This window comes from Tardiphaga sp. 37S4, assembly GCF_021044645.1.
Taxonomy (GTDB): Bacteria; Pseudomonadota; Alphaproteobacteria; order Rhizobiales; family Xanthobacteraceae; genus Tardiphaga; species Tardiphaga robiniae.
Genome location: NZ_CP088008.1, coordinates 3,993,404 through 4,012,326, shown reverse-complemented (window position 1 = coordinate 4,012,326; position 18,923 = coordinate 3,993,404). Strand labels below are relative to the sequence as shown.

Sequence of the window (18,923 nt, the reverse complement as noted above, 5' to 3'; positions counted from 1 at the left end):
GCCGCGACGCTGCCGCCGCTGTAACGGGAGTTGACCAGTTATTCGTCAAAGCATGGTTAATGAGCGGTATCTAAATCGCGTTAATAGAAAGTTCCGATCTTAGTGAAGAGCGAGACGCGCCAGGTCGATCGTCTTCACCCATCCGGTGTCGGGGTAAATGAGCAGTGCGCCGAGGGCGAGGGCAATACCGTAAGGGATGCCGGTTTCCTTGTGATGCAGACGCATCAGCCAGGGCTGGCCGCCGAGCGCATAGGGCAGCGGCCACTGCCGGAACTGGAGCAGCAGCAATGTGAGCGCGCCGCCGAACAGCGAGGCATAAACGAGGTAGTTCAGGAGATGGTCGAAGCCGAACCACAATCCCGCGGCTGCGGCGAGCTTGGCATCGCCGCCACCGATCCAGCCGAACGCGAAACAGGCGAAAGCGACCACCAGCACGGTCGCCCCCGCGCCGAGATGCGACAGCGCATCGTGAAGACCCATCCCGCCGAAGATCGCCAGTACAGCGAAGCCCGCCACCAGCAGCAGCGAGATGCGGTTCGAAATGGTCATCGTGAAAAGGTCGCTGATCGCCGCATAGGCCATCAGGCCCGGGAACAGCAGGAGGCGCGTCAAATCGAGGATCATGGCTTCAAGGGCCCGTTACGGCGACGACGGAAAACCTAGCCAGCAGAAATGAACAATCGGACAACAAGAAAGAATTTACCAAACGCTGGCGATCCGAATCGCGACGGCGACCAGCGCGAGAATCAATGCGGCGCAGACCAGGCCGGCGGGGTCGCGGAGCGAGATCTGAAGTCCCTGCAGGACGGAGCGGGGAATGTCGGGGTGTCTCATACGCATTACACTTTTGACGACGACGGCTCAGCAGCATCCCGAAACAAAAAAGGCTCCGGACACCGGAGCCTTTGATGCACTCGTAACAGTCGCTTACTTGAGCGAGCCGTTGATCGAGGTGAACTTGCCGTTCAGGTTCGAGCCGAGGCCGTTAACGACCGCGATGATGGCCAGCGAGATGCCGGCAGCAATCAGGCCGTATTCGATAGCGGTGGCGCCGGACTCATCCTTCATGAAACGCGAAACGAGGTTCTTCATAATACAAAACTCCATATGTGCACGTGGCTGTCGATCGTGATGCCTGGTCTCCCCGGCGTTCTCAGCACCGTGACCATGAGGGAACACTAGGAGTGGGGAATTGCAGTGCGGTTAATTCGATTGATGAAAGTCGGTCGCATTTGTCTCTTCTTTTGCACGGTAAATACCTACTTAAAGCGATTTTAGAATGACTTGGGTGTGATGACACCAGGCGTGTCCTTTTCGCTTCATCGCTCCTTAAGCATACCGCGGTAACTCTTGGCCTCCGGAGCCTACGAGGTCGCGATGACTATACTCCCCATGGAAGTCCTGAACATGTTCGGCGAGACCATCATGAAGGTGGTGCCGATCACGCTGGTTGTTGCGGTGGTCTTTACGGTGCTGACGCATTTCTGGGCCTGCAATCCCGGCAAGCACTGGTGGCGCAAGACGGAGATCGTGACCGACGTGGTCTACTGGTTCTTCGTGCCGCTGATCACCCGCGTCGTGCGGATCGGACTCCTCGTGGTCGGCGCTGCCGTCGTCTTCAATATTCACGATGCCGATGAACTGATTGCCTTCTACGACAACGGCCACGGGCCGCTGGCGCAGATGCCGCTCTGGGTACAGGGGATCTTCTTTCTCGTGGTGTCCGACTTCATGCTCTACTGGCTGCACCGGATGTATCACGGCGGCGGCTTCTGGAAGTACCACGCCATCCATCATTCGTCGGAAGAGATCGACTGGATCTCCGCTGCACGGTTTCATCCGGTCAACCTGTTTCTCGGCACCGTCGCGGTCGACGTGTTGCTATTGATGGCCGGTATCTCGCCGAACATCATGCTGTGGGTCGGACCGTTCACGACCTTCCACTCGGCTTTCGTGCACGCCAATCTGAACTGGACCCTCGGGCCGTTTAAATATGTGCTGGCGACGCCGGTGTTCCACCGCTGGCACCACACGTCGCTGGAGCGCGGCGGCAACACCAATTTCGCAGGCACGTTTCCGATCTGGGACATCATGTTCGGGACCTTCCGCATGCCGAAGGGTGAACTGCCGGATAATTACGGTGTCGACGGCGAGCCTTTGCCGACCGAATTCACCGGGCAACTGGCCTATCCGTTCAAGCAGTAGCACGCTCTTCCTGCTCCTCCCCCAAGCGGCGTAGCCGCGCTGAGGGAGGGATTCGTCTGGCGCCTACGCGCCATCGCAGATTCAACTGTCAAACAGCCACTGCTCTGAAGACATGCGTCATCGCCCTCATTATTTGCGGCGCGGGGGCGCCGTCGTCTCTTGCATTCCCTGCCCCTGTGAGAGGGCGTGCGGAACGCCGGGTGCCCGTTGCACCCTTGGGCCTGATGCGATGCGGTCTTCCGCAGGGTTAGAGTGCATCAGGACTTTCGGAGGCGCCGAGCGATTGCCCAGCGTTCCGCCTGCGGTGTTTTTTCGGTTGCTTGCACTTTGCCTCAGCGAACGATCCGATCACCGAATTAAAGTCCCAAGGCGATGGGAAGGGAGCCTCAAGCGAGTAAGCCGAACGCGTTTTGATTTGGTCGTCCGTCACACTGTCCAGGGCTCTTTCCATCCCAAGGCCAGCCGTCTCCTTGCCAGTGGCAGTGCTGGCGCAGATCCGTCCTGCCCGAAGACAGACGTCACCCGTGAACCGCGTGACGCCGCATCTCCGGCGTCCACCGCATCCCACCCCGCGAACGTGACGATCGCGATCGCCCCTCTCGGTGGGGCAGGACAATGGGGAATATAAACCTGACGGAGATGGTGTCAACGGGAGATAGGAAAAAATGTTTGGGCGCTGTCTTGCCGCCCCACACTGTCATTCCGGGGCGTGCGCGCATCTTTACGTGCGCGAACCCGGAATCCCGATCTGTTTTGCGCTGAACATGTCGAGATTCCCCGCCGCTCCAGGTGGAGTGGTTGAGGTTCTCACTGCAGTGGCCTCGCCGCCTTCGAGTGCCCCGGAATGCCAGTCAATCCAGGCTTCCTAAGCCGGGACAGCGTCCATCATGCACCCTGCCAGCGCCGTTTCCAGTTCCTTCATCAATTAACGGCACATTTGCCATGTCGGGCGCCGGCACCGCTGCGTATCTGCTTTTGTCGGCTTGTATCGTCCCGGAGTACAGGATGTCGTTTCAGTCGAAGCGCGCGCGGATGCGCGCGGTGTTTGTGGCCCGTGCTCTGGCGGCAGGGACCATGCTGTTGCCGGTGGGCGGTTTTGCGGCTCCTGCGAATGATCTGATCGCAGTCAGCGTCGATCAGGCCAGGCTCGTCAAATTTCCCGAGAAGATCGCGACCATCGTGGTCGGCAACCCCTTGATCGCCGATGTGACGCTGCAGGCCGGCGGCATGGTTGTCATCACCGGCAAGAGCTATGGCGCCACCAATGTGATTGCCATTGATCGCCAGGGCTCCGTGCTGATGGACCGCGTTATTCAGGTGGAAGGGCCGACCGACAAGGTCGTGACGGTCTATCGCGGTATGAGCCGGGAGACATATAGCTGCGCGGCGAATTGCGAGCGGCGTTTGACGCTGGGTGACGGGGAAACCTTCTTCAAGTCGACGATGGATCAGGCCGGCGCCATCGGCAGTCAGGCCGCGACGATAGGGGCGAGGAGCAACTAAGCCACCACTTTTCGTCGGTCAGACCAATCCCGCCGGACACCATCGCAAGCGTCCTGCCACATGGTTAATGGCGGGTTAACGCAGCGAGCCATCTTGTCTCGATCCGGCGAAACACTTCAACAATCTGTTTCCGATACATCTTGGCGGTAGTTATTTCCTATCACCGAGGCACTTGCAGATGCTGCTACCGCTGATTTCGATGGCGACGCTCGCCGGGCGCCTGCGCCGCTTCGGCCATAACAGCAGCGGCTCGGCCGCGGTCGAATTCGCGATGATCGCGCCGATCTTCTTCGCGCTGATTTTTGCCATCATGGAAACCGGCATGGTGTTTCTGGCGGGGCAGGTCCTTGAAACCGGCGTCCAGGATGCCGCGCGGTCGGTCTATACGTGTTCCGCTGCAGCTACAGCCGTCGATTTCAAGACGTCGATCTGCGCGCGCGCATCGACACTGATGGATTGCACCAAGATCGACATCGATGTGCGCTCGTACGATCCCGGCACAGCGATCACGATTTCGGATCCGATCGACGCCAGCGGCAACTATGTGTCGACGAATCTTGTCTACCAGCCGCCGGCCTGTCCGACCAGCAAGACGGTGGTCGTGCGCGGCTTCTATCAGTGGCCGCTTTATGTGACTGGCCTCGGCTACAACATCGCCAATATCAGTCGTGGAACGACGAGCAGCAAGCGCCTGCTGGCCGCGACAGCGGCGACCGGGCCGCAGTGATGGCAGGGATCGGGACAATGCACGTGCGGATGGCAGCACTGGCAGCCTGGCGACGGGCCTTGCTGTTGCGAGACGATACGAGAGGCGTATCCGCGGTCGAGTTCGCGATGATCATGCCGCTGATGTTCCTGATGTTCTTCGGCATGTTGGATGTTTCCAACGGTTTTGCCGTCGATCGCAAGGTCAGTCAGATCTCACAGGGGATGGCCGACCTGGCGTCACGCTACACGACGCTGGCGGAAACCGATGTCTCGAACTTCTTCATCATCGCCGATGCGATGCTGACACCTTATGACAAGACGCAGCTCAAGGCGACCATCAGCCAAGTCTATATCGATCCATCGAGCAAGACCGCCAAAGTTGTGTGGAGTCGCGGCGACCAAAAGAAGGACGTGGGCACGGTCGTATCGGTTCCCACCAATCTAATCGTCAAGGACGCCAACGGAAACTATGTGGCAAACCAGTATCTGATCCTTGGCGAGGCTAACTATACCTACGTGCCGACAATCGGCTGGGTCGTGCCGAAGGGCGGGCTCACGCTGTCCGATGCGATGTACACGCGGCCGCGGCAAACGTCCTGCGTCGTGATGGTGACGAGCTGCACGCCGTAACTTGCGATCATGCGCTGCGTATTTGTAGTTGCAGCGAACGATCGTCGGTCCACTTTCTCGGATCATGCTTCAGCAAAAAGGCCGCGCTCAAGGGCGCGGCCTTTTCGTATTCAGTCGATCAATTCACAAGCATCAAGCTTGCGAATGATCGTTTAGCCTGCGGCGCGGAGATTGTCGGCCGACGACTTGCCGGAACGACGGTCAGCAACGATTTCGTAGCTGATCTTCTGGCCTTCACGCAGGGTGCCGAGACCGGCACGCTCAACGGCGCTGATGTGAACGAACACGTCGTTGCCACCATCGTCCGGCTGAATGAAGCCGAAGCCCTTGGTCGCGTTAAACCACTTCACTGTTCCCATGCTCATGGGGGTAGTCCCTTCTCAAAGATATAGTGTAGCCCACGCAACAGATGTGGGCTGGTGACATCGAATTTTTGGAAGGGTCGTCAGTCTAGACCGGCTGCACCGGGGGATAGATAATGTCGTCCGGCCGAAAATCGATTAACTCATATTAGGGGAAGCGCCCCCTCAAAACAATCCTGACGCGCACGATTTTTTGATTGCGCACGAACGGTCAGGAACGCTTACCCATCCGCGGGATCGCGAGTGATCCGATGCGCGGATGGGTTGTCGTTGCGATTTAAACTGTCGACAGTTTAAACGCGGGATGCGCTTAGCGGCGACGGAACTGACCGCGCGGCGGTGCGCCACGCGGAGGACCGCCGGGACGCTCGTCCTTGTGGCGGAAAATCAGACGACCCTTTTCGAGATCGTAGGGCGACATCTCGATGGTCACGCGGTCGCCGGCCAGCGTCTTGATGCGGTTCTTCTTCATCTTGCCGGCGGTGTAGGCGACGATTTCGTGTCCTGCATCCAATTGCACGCGATAGCGTGCATCGGGGAGGATTTCGGTCACCAGTCCTTCGAACTGGATCAGCTCTTCTTTGGCCATTGTTAGCTCCAGATCGATCGGCTGTTAGCGTGGCCGCTGGGTGCGGTTCGGGGTTGTATTCGGTCGGCTTTCGCGGTGCAGGAAGGCAACGCCCTGCATCCCTTCTTTAGTCGCAGTTCCAGCCTGGTTGGCCGGACGTGAGATCGGCTCATGCCGTGCATTCTCGTGTCTCGCATTCTCGTTCCGACCATGATCGCGGTTCGGTTGCGATGCGCCCCCGTTGCCGCCATGCGGACGACGACGATTGCGCGCGTTCTTGCCGGGCGCTCCGTCATTGCTGCGTGGTGCGTGCGGGGCGGAGCGACCGTTGCGCTGACCGCCACGGTTCTGGGAAGGCGACGGCCCCACGTCGTTGCGGCCTGGGGTGCGGCGGTCTTCCTTCGGAAGCGAAATGCGGATCAGCTTTTCAATATCGCGCAGATACGCCATTTCCTCGCCCGCGCAAAGCGAGATTGCGATGCCTTCGCGTCCGGCACGGGCCGTGCGGCCGATTCGGTGGACATAGGTTTCCGGGATATTCGGCAGGTCGAAGTTCACCACATGGGTGATGCCGTCGACGTCGATGCCGCGGGCGGCGATGTCGGTGGCCACCAGGGTGCGGATTTCGCCGGTGCGGAACTGGGCCAGCGTGCGCTCGCGGTGGTTCTGCGACTTGTTGCCGTGGATCGCGGCGGCGGCGATGCCGGCGCGCTCGAGCCCCTTCACGACCTTGTCGGCGCCGTGCTTGGTGCGGGTGAACACAAGGGCGCGGTCAACCGTCTCGGTCTTGAGGATCTGGGCGAGGATCGTCGGCTTGGCGGAGTGATCGACCAGCATGATCCGCTGGCTGATGCGCTCCACGGTGGAGGCGACTGGGGTCACCGCAACGCGGGCCGGATCCTTGAGCATTGCCTCGGCAAGATCGGCGATGTCCTTCGGCATGGTGGCCGAGAAGAACAACGTCTGGCGCTTGACCGGGAGCTTGGCGACGACTTTGCGGATGTCGTTGATGAAGCCCATGTCGAGCATGCGGTCGGCTTCGTCGAGCACCAGGAACTCAACCATGTTGAGCTTGAGGCCGTTGCTCTGCACGAGGTCGAGCAGGCGGCCCGGGGTGGCGACGAGGACGTCGACGCCCTGCATCAGCGAACGGACCTGACGGCCCATCGGCACGCCGCCAATGGCCAGCGCCGATGCGAGGTGCATATGGCGCCCATAGGCGTTGAACGAGTCGAGGATCTGGCCGGAGAGTTCGCGGGTCGGGCTCAGCACCAGCACGCGGCAGGTCTTGGGCTGCGGCTTGATGCGGTTCTCGAGCAGGCGGTGAAGGATGGGAAGCGCGAAGGAAGCGGTCTTGCCGGTGCCGGTCTGGGCGATACCGATCACATCCTTGCCGGTGATGGCAATCGGGATGGTCTGGGCCTGGATCGGGGTCGGGGTGGTGTAGTTTTCTTCTTTAAGCGCACGGGTGATGGGATCGGCGAGGCCGAATTCCTGAAAGGTGGTCAAAAGATTAATCTTTCCAAAGTGAAAGCAGGCGCCCGGCCATGATTCAAAGACCATGGGGCCAGGGAGCGCGCGAGTGTGTCTGGGACACCCGCGTGTTTGGGGCGTCAGTTCTGGTTAGCTGAAGGGGCAAGCCAGAAACCGTCGAACTGCCCTGAGGAGATCAGAGTAAAGACGGGATCAGAACACGCGGCTCGCAAGGACCTGATGATTCTCTAGGTCGTTCGATTGATATGGAACAGCAAGGCGGCGGATTCAAGGTCAATCGGTGCGAGGGTTAAAACCAGCGACAAAATACCGCTGCATGAAATTTAGACATGAGGCAATTTTTGGCGATTATTTAAGCTGTTTGCCGTGTGCATGATCAATTTTTCTGCACAATAAATAAACAAGAAAACCTCGGCGCTTTCCGAAAATCGGAAACATGCGAGTAATCCCAATCACTTAACGTGTGTTCGAGGGCTGGCACACTTCTTGCGATCTCCTTAACGCGCCGGCCGTGGGGCCGTTCCGCATTGATTTCGTCTGCGTCAGGGAGAGACCGCACATGATTACCAATTTGACTCACGCAATAGCCAAGCCGATCTCGCGTCGCAGCCTGATGGCCGCGGCAACGGGTCTGGCTCTGGGCCTGTCGGCATTTTCGCCGGCCAAAGCCGCAGACGACACCATCAAGGTCGGCGTTCTGCACTCGCTGTCGGGCACCATGGCGATTTCCGAGACCACGCTGAAGGACACCGTGCTGTTCATGATCGATCAGCAGAACAAGAAGGGCGGCGTGAACGGCAAGAAGCTCGAAGCCGTGGTGGTCGATCCGGCATCGAACTGGCCGCTGTTCGCCGAAAAGGCGCGCGAGCTGATCACCAAGGACAAGGTTGCCGTCGTGTTCGGCTGCTGGACCTCGGTGTCGCGCAAGTCGGTTCTCCCGGTGTTCAAGGAACTGAACAACATCCTGTTCTATCCCGTGCAGTACGAGGGCGAAGAGTCCGAGCGTAACGTGTTCTACACGGGTGCTGCTCCGAACCAGCAGGCGATCCCGGCTGTCGACTACCTGATGAAGGACGAGAAGGTGAAGCGCTGGGTGCTGGCCGGCACCGACTACGTCTATCCGCGTACCACGAACAAGATTCTCGAAGCCTACTTGAAGTCGAAAGGCGTCAAGCAGGAAGACATCATGATCAACTACACGCCGTTTGGTCATAGTGACTGGCAGACGATCGTGGCCGACATCAAGAAGTTCGGCTCGGCCGGCAAGAAGACCGCCGTGGTCTCGACCATCAACGGCGATGCCAACGTTCCGTTCTACAAGGAACTCGGCAACCAGGGCATCAAGGCGACCGACATTCCGGTGGTTGCGTTCTCGGTGGGTGAAGAAGAACTCGCCGGCATCGACACCAAGCCGCTGCTCGGCCATCTCGCGGCCTGGAACTACTTCCAGTCGATCAAGAATCCTGAGAACGAGAAGTTCATCAAGGAATGGCAGGCCTTCACCAAGAATCCGAAGCGCGTGACCAACGACCCGATGGAAGCCACCGTGATCGGCTTCAACATGTGGGTGAAGGCGGTCGAGAAGGCCAAGTCGATCGAAGCCGACAAGGTCATCGACGCACTGCCCGGCATCGAAGCCAAGAACCTGACCGGCGGTACCTCGAAGATGCTGCCGAACCACCACATCACCAAGCCGGTGTTCATTGGCGAGATCAAGGCCAATGGCCAGTTCGACGTGGTCTGGAAGACCCCGGCGCTGGTGGCTGGCGATGCATGGTCGAAGGAGCTCGACGGCTCCAAGGACCTGATTGGCGACTGGGTCGGCAAGAAGTGCGGCAACTTCAACACCAAGACCAACAAGTGCGGCGGTCAGGGTTCCTGATCTCGCTCTGAGGTTCTGTGTTCTCCATCATTGCGGGCATTTTCCGCCCGCAATGATGATCCTCCCGAGACTCTTCTGACACGAGACTCCCAAAACTGGAGAAGGCGGTGAATCCGTCGCCTTCTCTTTTTTCTTCGGCCGGGGTTTTCCAGTGACTGATCTCCTTTATCGTTTCCGCGCGATCGCCGTTGCATTTCTGCTGATAGGCGCGACCGCTATTCCGGCCTTTGCGGGTCCTTTCGAGGATGCCGTCGCCAAATTCGCCAATGACGATTTCTCCGATAGCGACGAGGCCGTGGGCATCATCGCCACCTCGGGCCATCCGCAGGCTTTCGCTGTGATCACCGCGCTGCAGGAAGGCCGGCTCTCCGCCGATCCCGACAGCAAGAAGGTTTATCTCACCGGCACCGACGGCAAGGTGACTGACGCTGCCACCGGCGAGGCCGTCACTGAGGTGCCAGCCAGTGCCGCCGCGGTGCGCCTCAACAATCGTCTGCGCCGCAATATCGAATCCGCGCTTGGCGGCCTCACGCTGATGTCGCCGGATCCCGCCAAACGCATTGCGTCGGCGCAATCGGTGTTCAAGAGCCACGAAACCGCGATGCTGCCGGTGATCGAGACCGCGCTGGAAAAGGAAGCCAACAAATCCGCCAAGCAGGCCTTCACCGAGGCCCGCGCTGCGATCCTGCTCTACAAGGAAGACGCGACCGAGGCCGAGAAGATCGAATCCATTGCGATCATCAAGGGGCGCGGCGATCAGGACGCGCTGGCGCTGCTCACCAGCCTGCCGGCCGATCAGACCGTCGGCGTCGCGCGCAGCGCGGCCAGCGCCGTCACGGCGATCAACAGCCGGCAGACGCTGTGGTCGATCGGCCAGAACGCCTGGTACGGGCTGTCGCTCGGCTCGGTTCTCTTGCTCGCCGCCATCGGCCTCGCCATCACCTTCGGCGTGATGGGCGTCATCAACATGGCGCATGGCGAGATGGTGATGATCGGCGCCTATGTCACCTTCGTGGTGCAGGACGTGATCCGCACCAGCTATCCCGGCCTGTTCGACTACTCGCTGCTGATGGCGGTGCCGCTGGCCTTCATCGTCGCTGGTCTCCTCGGCATCGTGATCGAGCGTACCATCATCCGCTTCCTCTATGGCCGTCCGCTGGAAACGCTGCTGGCGACCTGGGGCCTGTCGCTGGTGCTGCAGCAGGCGGTGCGCACCATGTTCGGCCCGACCAATCGCGAGGTCGGCAATCCCTCCTGGATGTCCGGTGCATTCGAGCTGGGTCAGCTCACGATCACATACAACCGGCTCTGGATCCTGTGCTTCACGCTCGCTGTGTTCGCGATCCTGCTGGCGATGTTGCGCTACACCAGCATCGGACTCGAGATGCGCGCCGTCACCCAGAATCGCCGCATGGCCGCGTCCATGGGCATCGCCACCTCGCGCGTGGATGCGCTGACCTTCGGTCTCGGCTCCGGCATTGCGGGCATTGCCGGGGTGGCGCTGTCGCAGATCGACAACGTCTCGCCCAATCTCGGCCAGAGCTACATTATCGACAGTTTCATGGTCGTGGTGTTCGGCGGCGTCGGCAATCTGTGGGGCACGCTGGTCGGTGCGTTCTCGCTCGGCATCGCCAACAAGTTCCTGGAGCCGGTCGCAGGCGCCGTGCTTGGCAAGATCGCCATCCTGGTGCTGATCATCCTGTTCATCCAGAAACGGCCGCGCGGCCTGTTCGCGCTCAAGGGCAGGGCGATCGAAGCATGAGGATGGCAACTACATTTCGCTTCGACGCGCTATCGTTCTGCTCCCTCCCCCCCGTGCGAAGCGAAGCTTCGCTAGGCGGGGGAGGGTCAGGGAGGGGGGTAACCCCAGGCTCCGGCGCTTGCGGCTACCCCCCTCCCGGCGCTAACGCGCCACCCTCCCCCGCAAGGGGGGAGGGGACCATTGGCGCCGGTGCTAGCTACAATCGGGCATACTGCGGAGCCACCTCATGACCCCGCATTTCCTCACCCGAACGCTGGACCGCAGCGCGACGATCTTCCTGCTGATCGTCGCCGCTGTCGGCATCCTCATTCCGCTGTCGAACCTGCTGCTGCCGGCGGATTCGCCGCTGCAGGTGCCGACATATCTGATGGCGCTGTTCGGCAAATATGTCTGCTACGCCATTCTCGCACTCTCCATCGATCTGATCTGGGGCTATTGCGGCATTCTCTCGCTCGGCCATGGCGCGTTCTTCGCGCTGGGCGGCTACGCCATGGGCATGTATCTGATGCGCCAGATCGGCTCGCGCGGCGTCTATGGCAATCCGCTGCTGCCGGACTTCATGGTGTTCCTGAATTACAAGGCGCTGCCATGGTACTGGTATGGCTTCGACATGTTCTGGTTCGCCGCGGCGATGGTGCTGATCGCGCCGGGCATCCTGGCTTTCGTGTTCGGCTGGCTCACCTTCCGCTCGCGCGTGTCTGGCGTGTATCTGTCGATCATCACGCAGGCCATGACCTATGCGCTGCTGCTGGCGTTCTTCCGCAACGATTTCGGCTTCGGCGGCAATAACGGCCTGACCGATTTCAAGGACATCCTCGGATTCAACGTGCAGGCCGACGGCACGCGTGCGGCGCTGTTCGCGCTGAGCTGTCTGGCGCTGATCATAGGCTTCCTCGTCTGCCGTGCCATCGTGACCTCGAAGCTCGGCAAGGTGCTGATCGCCATACGCGACGCGGAATCCCGCACGAGATTCTTGGGCTATCGCGTCGAATCCTACAAGCTGTTCGTGTTCACGCTGTCGGCCTGCATGGCCGGCGTTGCGGGTGCGCTCTATGTGCCGCAGGTGGGTATCATCAATCCCGGTGAATTCGCCCCGGCCAACTCCATCGAGGCCGTCATCTGGGTCGCGGTCGGCGGTCGTGGCACGCTAGTCGGTGCGGCGCTCGGCGCGGTCGTGGTCAACTACGCCAAGACGGTTCGGGCGCCCTTGCTCCCTACTGGTTGTTCATGCTCGGTGCGCTGTTCATTCTCGTGACGCTGTTGCTGCCCAAGGGCATAATCGGCACCTTCAATGCATGGTCGGAAAGTCGCAAAGCCAACAATAGCGCGAATGCCGATAGCGCCGCAGCGGAAGATGGCGTCACCAAACCTCATCTGGCGGAGAAGGCGTGATGACTATGATCGAAACGCCAGCCCCGGCAACGCCGGTGTCTCACGCGCCCGCTATCATTGATCCAGTGGTCGCAGCACGCGAAGCGGAAGCCCGGCAGAAGCGCATCACCTCCGCACAGCTCTATCTCGACGGCGTCCATGTCTCGTTCGATGGCTTCCATGCCATCAACAACCTGTCGATGGTGCTCGCTCCCGGCGAGATGCGCGCCATCATCGGCCCTAACGGCGCCGGCAAGACCACGATGATGGACATCATCACCGGCAAGACCAAACCGGACGAGGGCGACGTCTATTTCGACGGCATTCACGACCTGACGCTGCTGGACGAGACCAAGATCGCCGAGCTCGGCATCGGCCGCAAATTCCAGAAGCCGACAGTGTTCGAGAGCCAGACGATCTATGACAATCTGCTGCTGGCGCTGAATGTCGATCACTCCGTGCGCGGCACGCTGTTCTGGCGGAGCAATCGTGCCGAAGCCGAGAGCATCGACAAGGTGCTTGAGACCATTCGCCTCACGGACTCGCGCGATCGGCTCGCCGGCAATCTCTCGCATGGCCAGAAGCAGTGGCTCGAAATTGGCATGCTGCTGGCGCAGGACCCGAAGCTGCTGCTGGTGGACGAGCCGGTGGCCGGCATGACCGATGTGGAAACGCACCAGACCGCCGAATTGCTGAAAGCGATCAACCGCGACAACAAGACCGTCATGGTGGTCGAGCACGACATGACCTTCGTGCGCGAGCTCGGCGTCAAGGTGACCTGTCTGCACGAAGGCACCGTGCTGGCCGAAGGCACCATCGATCAGGTGTCGACCAACGACCGCGTGGTCGAAGTGTATTTGGGGCGCTGAGATATGCTGAAGGTCGATAACATCAGTCTGTATTACGGTGCCGCTCAGGCGCTGCGTGGTGTCACGGTGTCGGCTGAACCTGGTAAGGTGACCTGCGTGCTTGGCCGCAACGGCGTTGGCAAGACCTCGCTGCTGCGCGCCATGGTCGGCCAGCAGGCGATCTCGTCGGGCTCGATTACCTTCGACGGTCAGGATATCTCGACGCTGAAGCCGTTCGAGCGGGCGCGGCGCGGCATTTCTTTCGTACCGCAGGGCCGCGAGATCTTTCCGCTGCTCACGGTGGAGGAAAACCTCAAGACCGGTTACGCGCCCCTGAAGCGCGCCGACCGCAACATTCCCGACGACGTGTTCTCGCTCTTCCCGGTGCTGAATTCGATGCTCGGCCGCCGCGGCGGCGATCTCTCAGGCGGCCAGCAGCAGCAGCTCGCCATCGGCCGTGCGCTGGTGATGCGGCCGAAGCTCCTGCTGCTGGATGAGCCGACCGAAGGCATCCAGCCCTCGATCATCAAGGATATCGGCCGCGCGATTTCCTATCTGCGCTCGCTCGGCAATATCGCCATCGTCCTCGTGGAGCAGTATCTCGACTTTGCCTGCGAACTCGGCGACAACTTCGCCGTGATGGATCGCGGCGCGGTGAAATACACCTGCGACCGCAGCACGCTTGATCCCGCCGAGATCAGCCGCCAGATGGCGCTGTAGGGCCGGGTTCAAAGCCGGGGAGCGCATGCAGGCTGACAAGACGATGCTGTCGCCATCGGCGATCTTCGCCGCTAATCGTGCCCGCGGCGCGGTGGCGTTCGACGTGCATCTGGTGGAGGGCAAGACCCGCCGCCGCCAGTTGCATGAATCCGGCTCGCTGCGCGTGCGCTTCCCGTCTCCCGAAGATCACGGCCTGTCTGCGATGTTCGTCAACACCGCCGGCGGCGCGGCAGGCGGCGACCGTTTCGATATCGATATTGCGGCCGGCGAGGGCACCAGCCTGACAGTGACCACCGCCGCCGCCGAGAAGGTCTATCGCTCCCATGGCCCCGCCGCCGAAATCAACATCGCGCTAAAGGCCGAGGCCGGCGCGCATCTGTCCTGGCTGCCGCAGGAAACCATCCTGTTCGATCAGGCCCGCACCATCAGGCGCATCGATATCGATCTGGCCGATCGCGCGACGCTTTTGCTTTGCGAGATCGTCGTGTTCGGTCGTGCGGCCATGGGCGAGGTGATGCAGACGGGGTCTTTCGTCGACCGCTGGCGCCTGCGTCGCGGCGGCAGGCTGGTGTTCGCGGAAAACGTGCGGCTGGATGGCGATATCGCCGCGAAACTGGCCAGACCGGCCATCGGCAATGGCGCGGTGGCCATCGGCACGGCGCTGATCGTGCCCGGCGACGAGGCACTCATCGAGCGGCTACGCGAAGTCACGGATGGCTTTGGCAGCGAAGTCGGTATCTCCTGCTGGAACGGCTTTGCAATGGCCCGCTTCTGTGCACAAGATGCGGCCAAGCTGCGCGCCGACATGATGGCGGTGCTTGGACGATCAGGCGCGATGCTGCCGCGCATGTGGCTCAACTAAACCTATCAGAGTGTTCGCATGAATCTCTCCCCCCGCGAAAAAGACAAGCTCCTGATCTCGATGGCCGCCATCGTGGCGCGACGCCGGTTGGAGCGCGGCGTCAAGCTCAACCATCCCGAGGCCATCGCCATCATCTCCGATTTCATCGTCGAGGGCGCGCGCGACGGCCGCACCGTTGCCGAGCTGATGAAATCCGGCGCCGAGGTCATCACCCGCGCGCAATGCATGGACGGCATCGCCGAGATGATCCACGACATTCAGGTGGAAGCGACATTCCCCGACGGGACGAAGCTCGTCACGGTGCACGAACCGATCCGCTAGTTCAAACTCCGTCATGCCCGGGCAGCGCGAAGCGAGCTTCGCTAGGTGACCCGGGCATCCATTTTCAGCGCTCTAAGGCGTGGATGGCCAAGTCAAGCCCGGCCATGACACCGAGAAAATCGAGAGGTCACATGATCCCCGGCGAACTCTTCATCCAGGACGGCGAGATCGAACTCAATGCCGGGCGCAAGACCGTCACGCTGACTGTGGCGAATTCCGGCGACCGGCCGATCCAGGTCGGCTCGCACTATCATTTCTTCGAGACCAATCCCGCGCTGAAATTCGACCGCAAGAAGGCCCGCGGCATGCGTCTCGACATCGCCGCCGGCACTGCGGTGCGTTTCGAACCCGGCCAGAGCCGCGACGTGCAACTGGTCGAACTCGCTGGCAAGCGCACGGTTTACGGCTTCCGCGGCGATGTGATGGGGAAGCTCTGAGCGCCTAGCCGCCGGCGCTGTCCATCATGAACGAGCGGAAATATCGATCGATGGTCAGCGATATCAGGACGACCGATACGAACAGAAGACAGCTGTACAATGACCAACGTCCGACATCGTCACGGAACGATCGGATGCCGAGGATCACGAACCAGATGCCCAGAGCGATGCTGAACCAGTTGAACCAGGTGACGAGGATCGCTTCAGCAGCGTCCAGTTCGGCAATGAAGCCATCCGGAAATCCGAGCCACATGACGCGGGTCAGGTATAGCCAGAACGTCAGCGCGAACAGCAGGCATGCCGCAGCAAATGGATAGACGTTCTTCCATCTCACGATATCGGTCTCCGTCTCAGATCCCGACGCCGCGCGCCTTGCTGGGGTGCGCGAAGCTATGGAAGTCGCGGGCCACGCCGTCAATGAACGAAGGCGCAGGCAAGCGTACCGTCTATGGATTCCGCAGCGACGTAATGGTGAAGTTGTGATTGTTGGGAATGTGACGGCCGTAGTGCTCCCTCCCCCCTTGCGGGGGAGGGGCGGGGAGGGGGGTATGCCACACAACGAGGTCGGCGAGTTTCAGCGCGGTCGCGCCAAGGAACTGCGGCGCGTAATGACTCGCGCCGAGACCTTGCTGTGGCGACAGCTAAAGGCACATCGTCTGGCAAATTTGGGTTTTCGTCGACAAGCCCCGATGGGTGTTTACATTGCTGATTTCGTTTCCCATGCGAGCAAGCTCATTGTCGAAGTCGATGGTGAAAGCCATGATTTTGTAGAGCGCATCGCGCATGACGCGCGCCGCGACGCTTGGTTTGCCGCGCGTGGCTATCGCGTCCTTCGTTTCAGCAATGACGATGTCATGAAGAATCTCGAAGGTGTTGTCCTCGCGATCGGCGAGGCCGCGACCTGTGGCACACCCCCCTCCCTGACCCTCCCCCGCCCAGCGAAGCTTCGCTTCGCGCGGGGGGGAGGGAATACTCCGGCCAATGGAGCGAAAACATGCCCGTGAAAATCAAACGCTCCGTCTATGCCGACATGTTCGGCCCGACCACCGGCGATCGCGTACGGCTCGCCGACACCGATCTGATCATCGAGGTGGAGAAGGACTTCACCATCTATGGCGAGGAAGTGAAGTTCGGCGGCGGCAAGGTGATCCGCGACGGCATGGGGCAGTCGCAGGCGACACGCGCGCAGGGCGCCGTCGATACCGTCATTACCAACGTGATGATCGTCGATCACTGGGGCATCGTGAAGGCCGACGTGGCGCTCAAGGGCGGCATGGTTCACGCCATCGGCAAGGCCGGCAATCCCGATATCCAGCCGGGCGTCACCATCAATGTCGGTCCAGGCACCGATGTGATCGCGGGGGAGGGCAAGATCCTTACTGCCGGCGGCTTCGACAGCCATATCCATTTCATCTGCCCGCAGCAGATCGAACACGCGCTGATGTCCGGCGTGACCTCGATGCTTGGCGGCGGCACCGGTCCGTCGCACGGCACGTTCGCGACGACCTGCACGCCGGGCCCGTGGCACATCGCGCGGATGATCCAGTCCTTCGATGCCTTTCCGGTCAATCTCGGCATTTCCGGCAAGGGCAATGCTTCGAAGCCGGCGGCGCTGGTGGAGATGGTCAAGGCCGGCGCCTGTGCGCTGAAGCTGCACGAGGACTGGGGCACCACGCCCGCCGCGATCGACAACTGCCTCAGCGTCGCCGACGACTATGACGTGCAGGTGATGCTGCATTCCGACACGCTGAACGAATCTGGTTTCGTCGAGGATACCATCAAGGCCTTCAAGGGCCGCACCATCCACGCCTTCCACACCGAAGGTGCCGGTGGCGGTCACGCACCTGATATCATCAAGGTCGCGGGCCTCAGGAACGTGCTCCCGTCATCGACCAATCCGACACGGCCGTTTACCCGCAACACCATCGATGAGCATCTGGACATGCTGATGGTGTGCCACCATCTCGATCCGTCGATTGCGGAAGATCTGGCCTTTGCCGAAAGCCGCATCCGCAAGGAGACGATCGCCGCCGAAGACATCCTGCACGATCTCGGCGCGCTCTCGATGATGTCGTCGGACAGTCAGGCCATGGGCCGGCTCGGCGAAGTGATCATCCGGACGTGGCAGACCGCCGACAAGATGAAGAAGCAGCGCGGCTCGCTGAAGGAAGACAAGGGCAACAACGACAATTTCCGCGTCAAGCGTTACATCGCGAAATACACGATCAACCCCGCCATCGCCCATGGTGTCTCGAAGCTGATCGGCTCGGTGGAGAAGGGCAAGATGGCGGATCTGGTGCTGTGGTCGCCGGCGTTCTTCGGCGTCAAGCCGGATCTCGTCATCAAGGGCGGCTCGATCGTCGCGGCGCCGATGGGCGATCCCAACGCGTCCATTCCCACACCGCAGCCGGTGCACTACCAGCCGATGTTCGGCGCCTTCGGCCGCGCGCTGACGCAGTCGTCGGTGGTGTTCACATCGGGTGCGGCGGTGGCCGGCGGTCTAGCCAAGAAGCTCGGCATTCAGAAGTCGCTCTATGCGGTGGAAAATGTCCGCGACGGCATCTCGAAGAAGAGCATGATCCACAACGGCGCGACGCCGAAGATCGAGGTGGATTCCGAGACCTATGAGGTGAGGGCGGATGGCGAGCTTTTGACCTGCGAGCCGGCGGAATTGCTGCCGATGGCGCAGAGGTACTTTATGTATTGAGGTGAGCTCGACGGTTGCGGTCTCCCTCCCTCCCTCCTGCGCAGCGGGTCGGCCGATAGGCCGGGGTGGGGTGTCTCCGCACGCTCAGGAGTTTGCGGCACCCCCACCCGACCGCGCTACGCGCGGCCACCCTCCCCGCAAGGGGGGGAGGGATAAGAAAGCGCCCCCTTCCTCCCCCTCGCATTCCCTCCTAATGTCCGTCCCGGCATTCTTAGCCACAACAGCAAACCGGGAGGACTCCCCTTGATCTACGTCGTTGCCACTTTGTCCGTGAAACCCGAAGCCCGCGCCGAACTGATCGAAGCTGCCAAGGCTTGTATCACCGAGACCCGCAAGGAAGCGGGCAATATCGCCTATGATCTGCACGAGAGTGTCACTGATCCGACCCGCATGGTGTTCGTCGAGCAGTGGGAGAATGCCGAGGCACTGGTGCCGCACCGGACGCAGGAACATATGAAGACTTTCGGCCGCGTCGCGGTGAAATGCTTCAGCGCGCCTCCGAAGATCGAAATCATCACCCCGGCTGACGTCGTGGTGCGTTAA

The 18,923-nt window shown here is 61.0% G+C and carries 20 protein-coding genes and 1 pseudogene; 15 read left to right on the top strand and 6 right to left on the bottom strand.

Annotation, left to right across the window (positions count from 1 at the left end):
- Nucleotides 1-99: 99 nt before the first annotated feature.
- Entirely contained in the window at nt 100-624 is a 525-nt protein-coding gene (locus LPB73_RS19040) for an A24 family peptidase (protein ID WP_120288698.1), read from the bottom strand.
- 303 nt (nt 625-927) lie between these two features.
- A complete protein-coding gene (locus LPB73_RS19035; protein ID WP_089261533.1) occupies nt 928-1,092 on the bottom strand; it encodes a Flp family type IVb pilin in 165 nt (54 codons plus the stop codon).
- Nucleotides 1,093-1,377: 285 nt separating this feature from the next.
- Between LPB73_RS19035 and LPB73_RS19030 the strand changes: the two genes are divergently transcribed.
- The 4 genes from LPB73_RS19030 (at nt 1,378) to LPB73_RS19015 (ending at nt 5,046) form a co-directional block, all read left to right on the top strand.
- Complete coding sequence (locus LPB73_RS19030; protein WP_089263571.1) at nt 1,378-2,205, top strand: sterol desaturase family protein; 828 nt, start codon at nt 1,378-1,380, stop codon at nt 2,203-2,205.
- 1,005 nt (nt 2,206-3,210) lie between these two features.
- On the top strand, nt 3,211-3,708 hold the full coding sequence (locus LPB73_RS19025) for a pilus assembly protein N-terminal domain-containing protein (RefSeq protein WP_120289175.1): 498 nt from the start codon (nt 3,211-3,213) through the stop codon (nt 3,706-3,708).
- A gap of 178 nt (nt 3,709-3,886) precedes the next feature.
- Entirely contained in the window at nt 3,887-4,435 is a 549-nt protein-coding gene (locus LPB73_RS19020; protein ID WP_120288699.1) for a TadE/TadG family type IV pilus assembly protein, read from the top strand.
- Between the two features lie 17 nt (nt 4,436-4,452).
- Nucleotides 4,453-5,046 (top strand): TadE/TadG family type IV pilus assembly protein, encoded by a 594-nt coding sequence (locus tag LPB73_RS19015; protein WP_175366987.1) that lies wholly within the window; start codon nt 4,453-4,455, stop codon nt 5,044-5,046.
- Nucleotides 5,047-5,198: 152 nt separating this feature from the next.
- Here LPB73_RS19015 and LPB73_RS19010 read toward each other — a convergent pair whose 3' ends face one another.
- The 3 genes from LPB73_RS19010 to LPB73_RS19000 all read right to left on the bottom strand — a co-directional run bounded on the left by LPB73_RS19010 (nt 5,199) and on the right by LPB73_RS19000 (nt 7,539).
- Nucleotides 5,199-5,411, bottom strand: coding sequence for a cold-shock protein (locus LPB73_RS19010; protein WP_011474122.1), 213 nt, complete (start codon nt 5,409-5,411; stop codon nt 5,199-5,201).
- A 307-nt stretch (nt 5,412-5,718) separates the two neighbouring features.
- The gene (infA, locus tag LPB73_RS19005; protein WP_068733922.1) at nt 5,719-5,997 is read right to left on the bottom strand and encodes a translation initiation factor IF-1; all 279 of its coding nucleotides are present in this window, start codon (nt 5,995-5,997) and stop codon (nt 5,719-5,721) included.
- A 24-nt stretch (nt 5,998-6,021) separates the two neighbouring features.
- On the bottom strand, nt 6,022-7,539 hold the full coding sequence (locus LPB73_RS19000; protein WP_120288701.1) for a DEAD/DEAH box helicase: 1,518 nt from the start codon (nt 7,537-7,539) through the stop codon (nt 6,022-6,024).
- A 490-nt stretch (nt 7,540-8,029) separates the two neighbouring features.
- On the opposite strand from LPB73_RS19000, the gene urtA reads away from it, so the two are divergent.
- The 8 genes and pseudogenes from urtA (at nt 8,030) to LPB73_RS18960 (ending at nt 15,673) form a co-directional block, all read left to right on the top strand.
- A complete protein-coding gene (urtA, locus tag LPB73_RS18995; RefSeq protein ID WP_068733926.1) occupies nt 8,030-9,352 on the top strand; it encodes an urea ABC transporter substrate-binding protein in 1,323 nt (440 codons plus the stop codon).
- A 151-nt stretch (nt 9,353-9,503) separates the two neighbouring features.
- Nucleotides 9,504-11,114: an urea ABC transporter permease subunit UrtB gene (gene urtB / locus LPB73_RS18990; RefSeq protein ID WP_231077864.1), complete on the top strand. Its 1,611-nt coding sequence runs from the start codon at nt 9,504-9,506 to the stop codon at nt 11,112-11,114.
- A 226-nt stretch (nt 11,115-11,340) separates the two neighbouring features.
- Nucleotides 11,341-12,506 (top strand): annotated as a pseudogene (gene urtC, locus LPB73_RS18985) (urea ABC transporter permease subunit UrtC).
- Nucleotides 12,506-13,354: an urea ABC transporter ATP-binding protein UrtD gene (gene urtD, locus LPB73_RS18980; protein WP_414716808.1), complete on the top strand. Its 849-nt coding sequence runs from the start codon at nt 12,506-12,508 to the stop codon at nt 13,352-13,354. Before urtC ends, urtD begins: the two are co-directional and overlap by 1 nt.
- 3 nt (nt 13,355-13,357) lie before the next feature.
- On the top strand, nt 13,358-14,053 hold the full coding sequence (gene urtE / locus LPB73_RS18975) for an urea ABC transporter ATP-binding subunit UrtE (protein ID WP_068733931.1): 696 nt from the start codon (nt 13,358-13,360) through the stop codon (nt 14,051-14,053).
- 25 nt (nt 14,054-14,078) lie between these two features.
- Complete coding sequence (locus tag LPB73_RS18970; RefSeq protein WP_231077863.1) at nt 14,079-14,915, top strand: urease accessory protein UreD; 837 nt, start codon at nt 14,079-14,081, stop codon at nt 14,913-14,915.
- A gap of 18 nt (nt 14,916-14,933) precedes the next feature.
- Nucleotides 14,934-15,236 (top strand): urease subunit gamma, encoded by a 303-nt coding sequence (locus LPB73_RS18965; RefSeq protein ID WP_068733936.1) that lies wholly within the window; start codon nt 14,934-14,936, stop codon nt 15,234-15,236.
- Nucleotides 15,237-15,367: 131 nt separating this feature from the next.
- Nucleotides 15,368-15,673 (top strand): urease subunit beta, encoded by a 306-nt coding sequence (locus LPB73_RS18960; RefSeq protein WP_231077862.1) that lies wholly within the window; start codon nt 15,368-15,370, stop codon nt 15,671-15,673.
- A 4-nt stretch (nt 15,674-15,677) separates the two neighbouring features.
- On the opposite strand, the gene LPB73_RS18955 is transcribed toward LPB73_RS18960, so the two are convergent.
- Nucleotides 15,678-16,007, bottom strand: coding sequence for a hypothetical protein (locus tag LPB73_RS18955; RefSeq protein ID WP_231077861.1), 330 nt, complete (start codon nt 16,005-16,007; stop codon nt 15,678-15,680).
- Nucleotides 16,008-16,221: 214 nt separating this feature from the next.
- Between LPB73_RS18955 and LPB73_RS18950 the strand changes: the two genes are divergently transcribed.
- The 3 genes from LPB73_RS18950 to LPB73_RS18940 all read left to right on the top strand — a co-directional run bounded on the left by LPB73_RS18950 (nt 16,222) and on the right by LPB73_RS18940 (nt 18,923).
- Entirely contained in the window at nt 16,222-16,677 is a 456-nt protein-coding gene (locus LPB73_RS18950) for an endonuclease domain-containing protein (RefSeq protein WP_089263568.1), read from the top strand.
- Nucleotides 16,668-18,380, top strand: a complete 1,713-nt coding sequence (ureC, locus tag LPB73_RS18945; protein ID WP_231077860.1) for an urease subunit alpha — start codon at nt 16,668-16,670, stop codon at nt 18,378-18,380. The genes LPB73_RS18950 and ureC overlap by 10 nt, the downstream gene beginning before the upstream one ends.
- 243 nt (nt 18,381-18,623) lie before the next feature.
- On the top strand, nt 18,624-18,923 hold the full coding sequence (locus LPB73_RS18940) for a putative quinol monooxygenase (protein ID WP_231077859.1): 300 nt from the start codon (nt 18,624-18,626) through the stop codon (nt 18,921-18,923).

Bases quoted from the DNA above. Each gene is read 5' to 3' on its own strand.
- LPB73_RS19040 (WP_120288698.1), bottom strand. From the start codon at position 624: ATGATCCTCGATTTGACGCGCCTCCTGCTGTTCCCGGGCCTGATGGCC.
- LPB73_RS19035 (WP_089261533.1), bottom strand. From the start codon at position 1,092: ATGAAGAACCTCGTTTCGCGTTTCATGAAGGATGAGTCCGGCGCCACC.
- LPB73_RS19030 (WP_089263571.1), top strand. From the start codon at position 1,378: ATGACTATACTCCCCATGGAAGTCCTGAACATGTTCGGCGAGACCATC.
- LPB73_RS19025 (WP_120289175.1), top strand. From the start codon at position 3,211: ATGTCGTTTCAGTCGAAGCGCGCGCGGATGCGCGCGGTGTTTGTGGCC.
- LPB73_RS19020 (WP_120288699.1), top strand. From the start codon at position 3,887: ATGCTGCTACCGCTGATTTCGATGGCGACGCTCGCCGGGCGCCTGCGC.
- LPB73_RS19015 (WP_175366987.1), top strand. From the start codon at position 4,453: ATGCACGTGCGGATGGCAGCACTGGCAGCCTGGCGACGGGCCTTGCTG.
- LPB73_RS19010 (WP_011474122.1), bottom strand. From the start codon at position 5,411: ATGAGCATGGGAACAGTGAAGTGGTTTAACGCGACCAAGGGCTTCGGC.
- infA (WP_068733922.1), bottom strand. From the start codon at position 5,997: ATGGCCAAAGAAGAGCTGATCCAGTTCGAAGGACTGGTGACCGAAATC.
- LPB73_RS19000 (WP_120288701.1), bottom strand. From the start codon at position 7,539: ATGGTCTTTGAATCATGGCCGGGCGCCTGCTTTCACTTTGGAAAGATT.
- urtA (WP_068733926.1), top strand. From the start codon at position 8,030: ATGATTACCAATTTGACTCACGCAATAGCCAAGCCGATCTCGCGTCGC.
- urtD (WP_414716808.1), top strand. From the start codon at position 12,506: ATGACTATGATCGAAACGCCAGCCCCGGCAACGCCGGTGTCTCACGCG.
- urtE (WP_068733931.1), top strand. From the start codon at position 13,358: ATGCTGAAGGTCGATAACATCAGTCTGTATTACGGTGCCGCTCAGGCG.
- LPB73_RS18970 (WP_231077863.1), top strand. From the start codon at position 14,079: ATGCAGGCTGACAAGACGATGCTGTCGCCATCGGCGATCTTCGCCGCT.
- LPB73_RS18965 (WP_068733936.1), top strand. From the start codon at position 14,934: ATGAATCTCTCCCCCCGCGAAAAAGACAAGCTCCTGATCTCGATGGCC.
- LPB73_RS18960 (WP_231077862.1), top strand. From the start codon at position 15,368: ATGATCCCCGGCGAACTCTTCATCCAGGACGGCGAGATCGAACTCAAT.
- LPB73_RS18950 (WP_089263568.1), top strand. From the start codon at position 16,222: ATGCCACACAACGAGGTCGGCGAGTTTCAGCGCGGTCGCGCCAAGGAA.
- ureC (WP_231077860.1), top strand. From the start codon at position 16,668: ATGCCCGTGAAAATCAAACGCTCCGTCTATGCCGACATGTTCGGCCCG.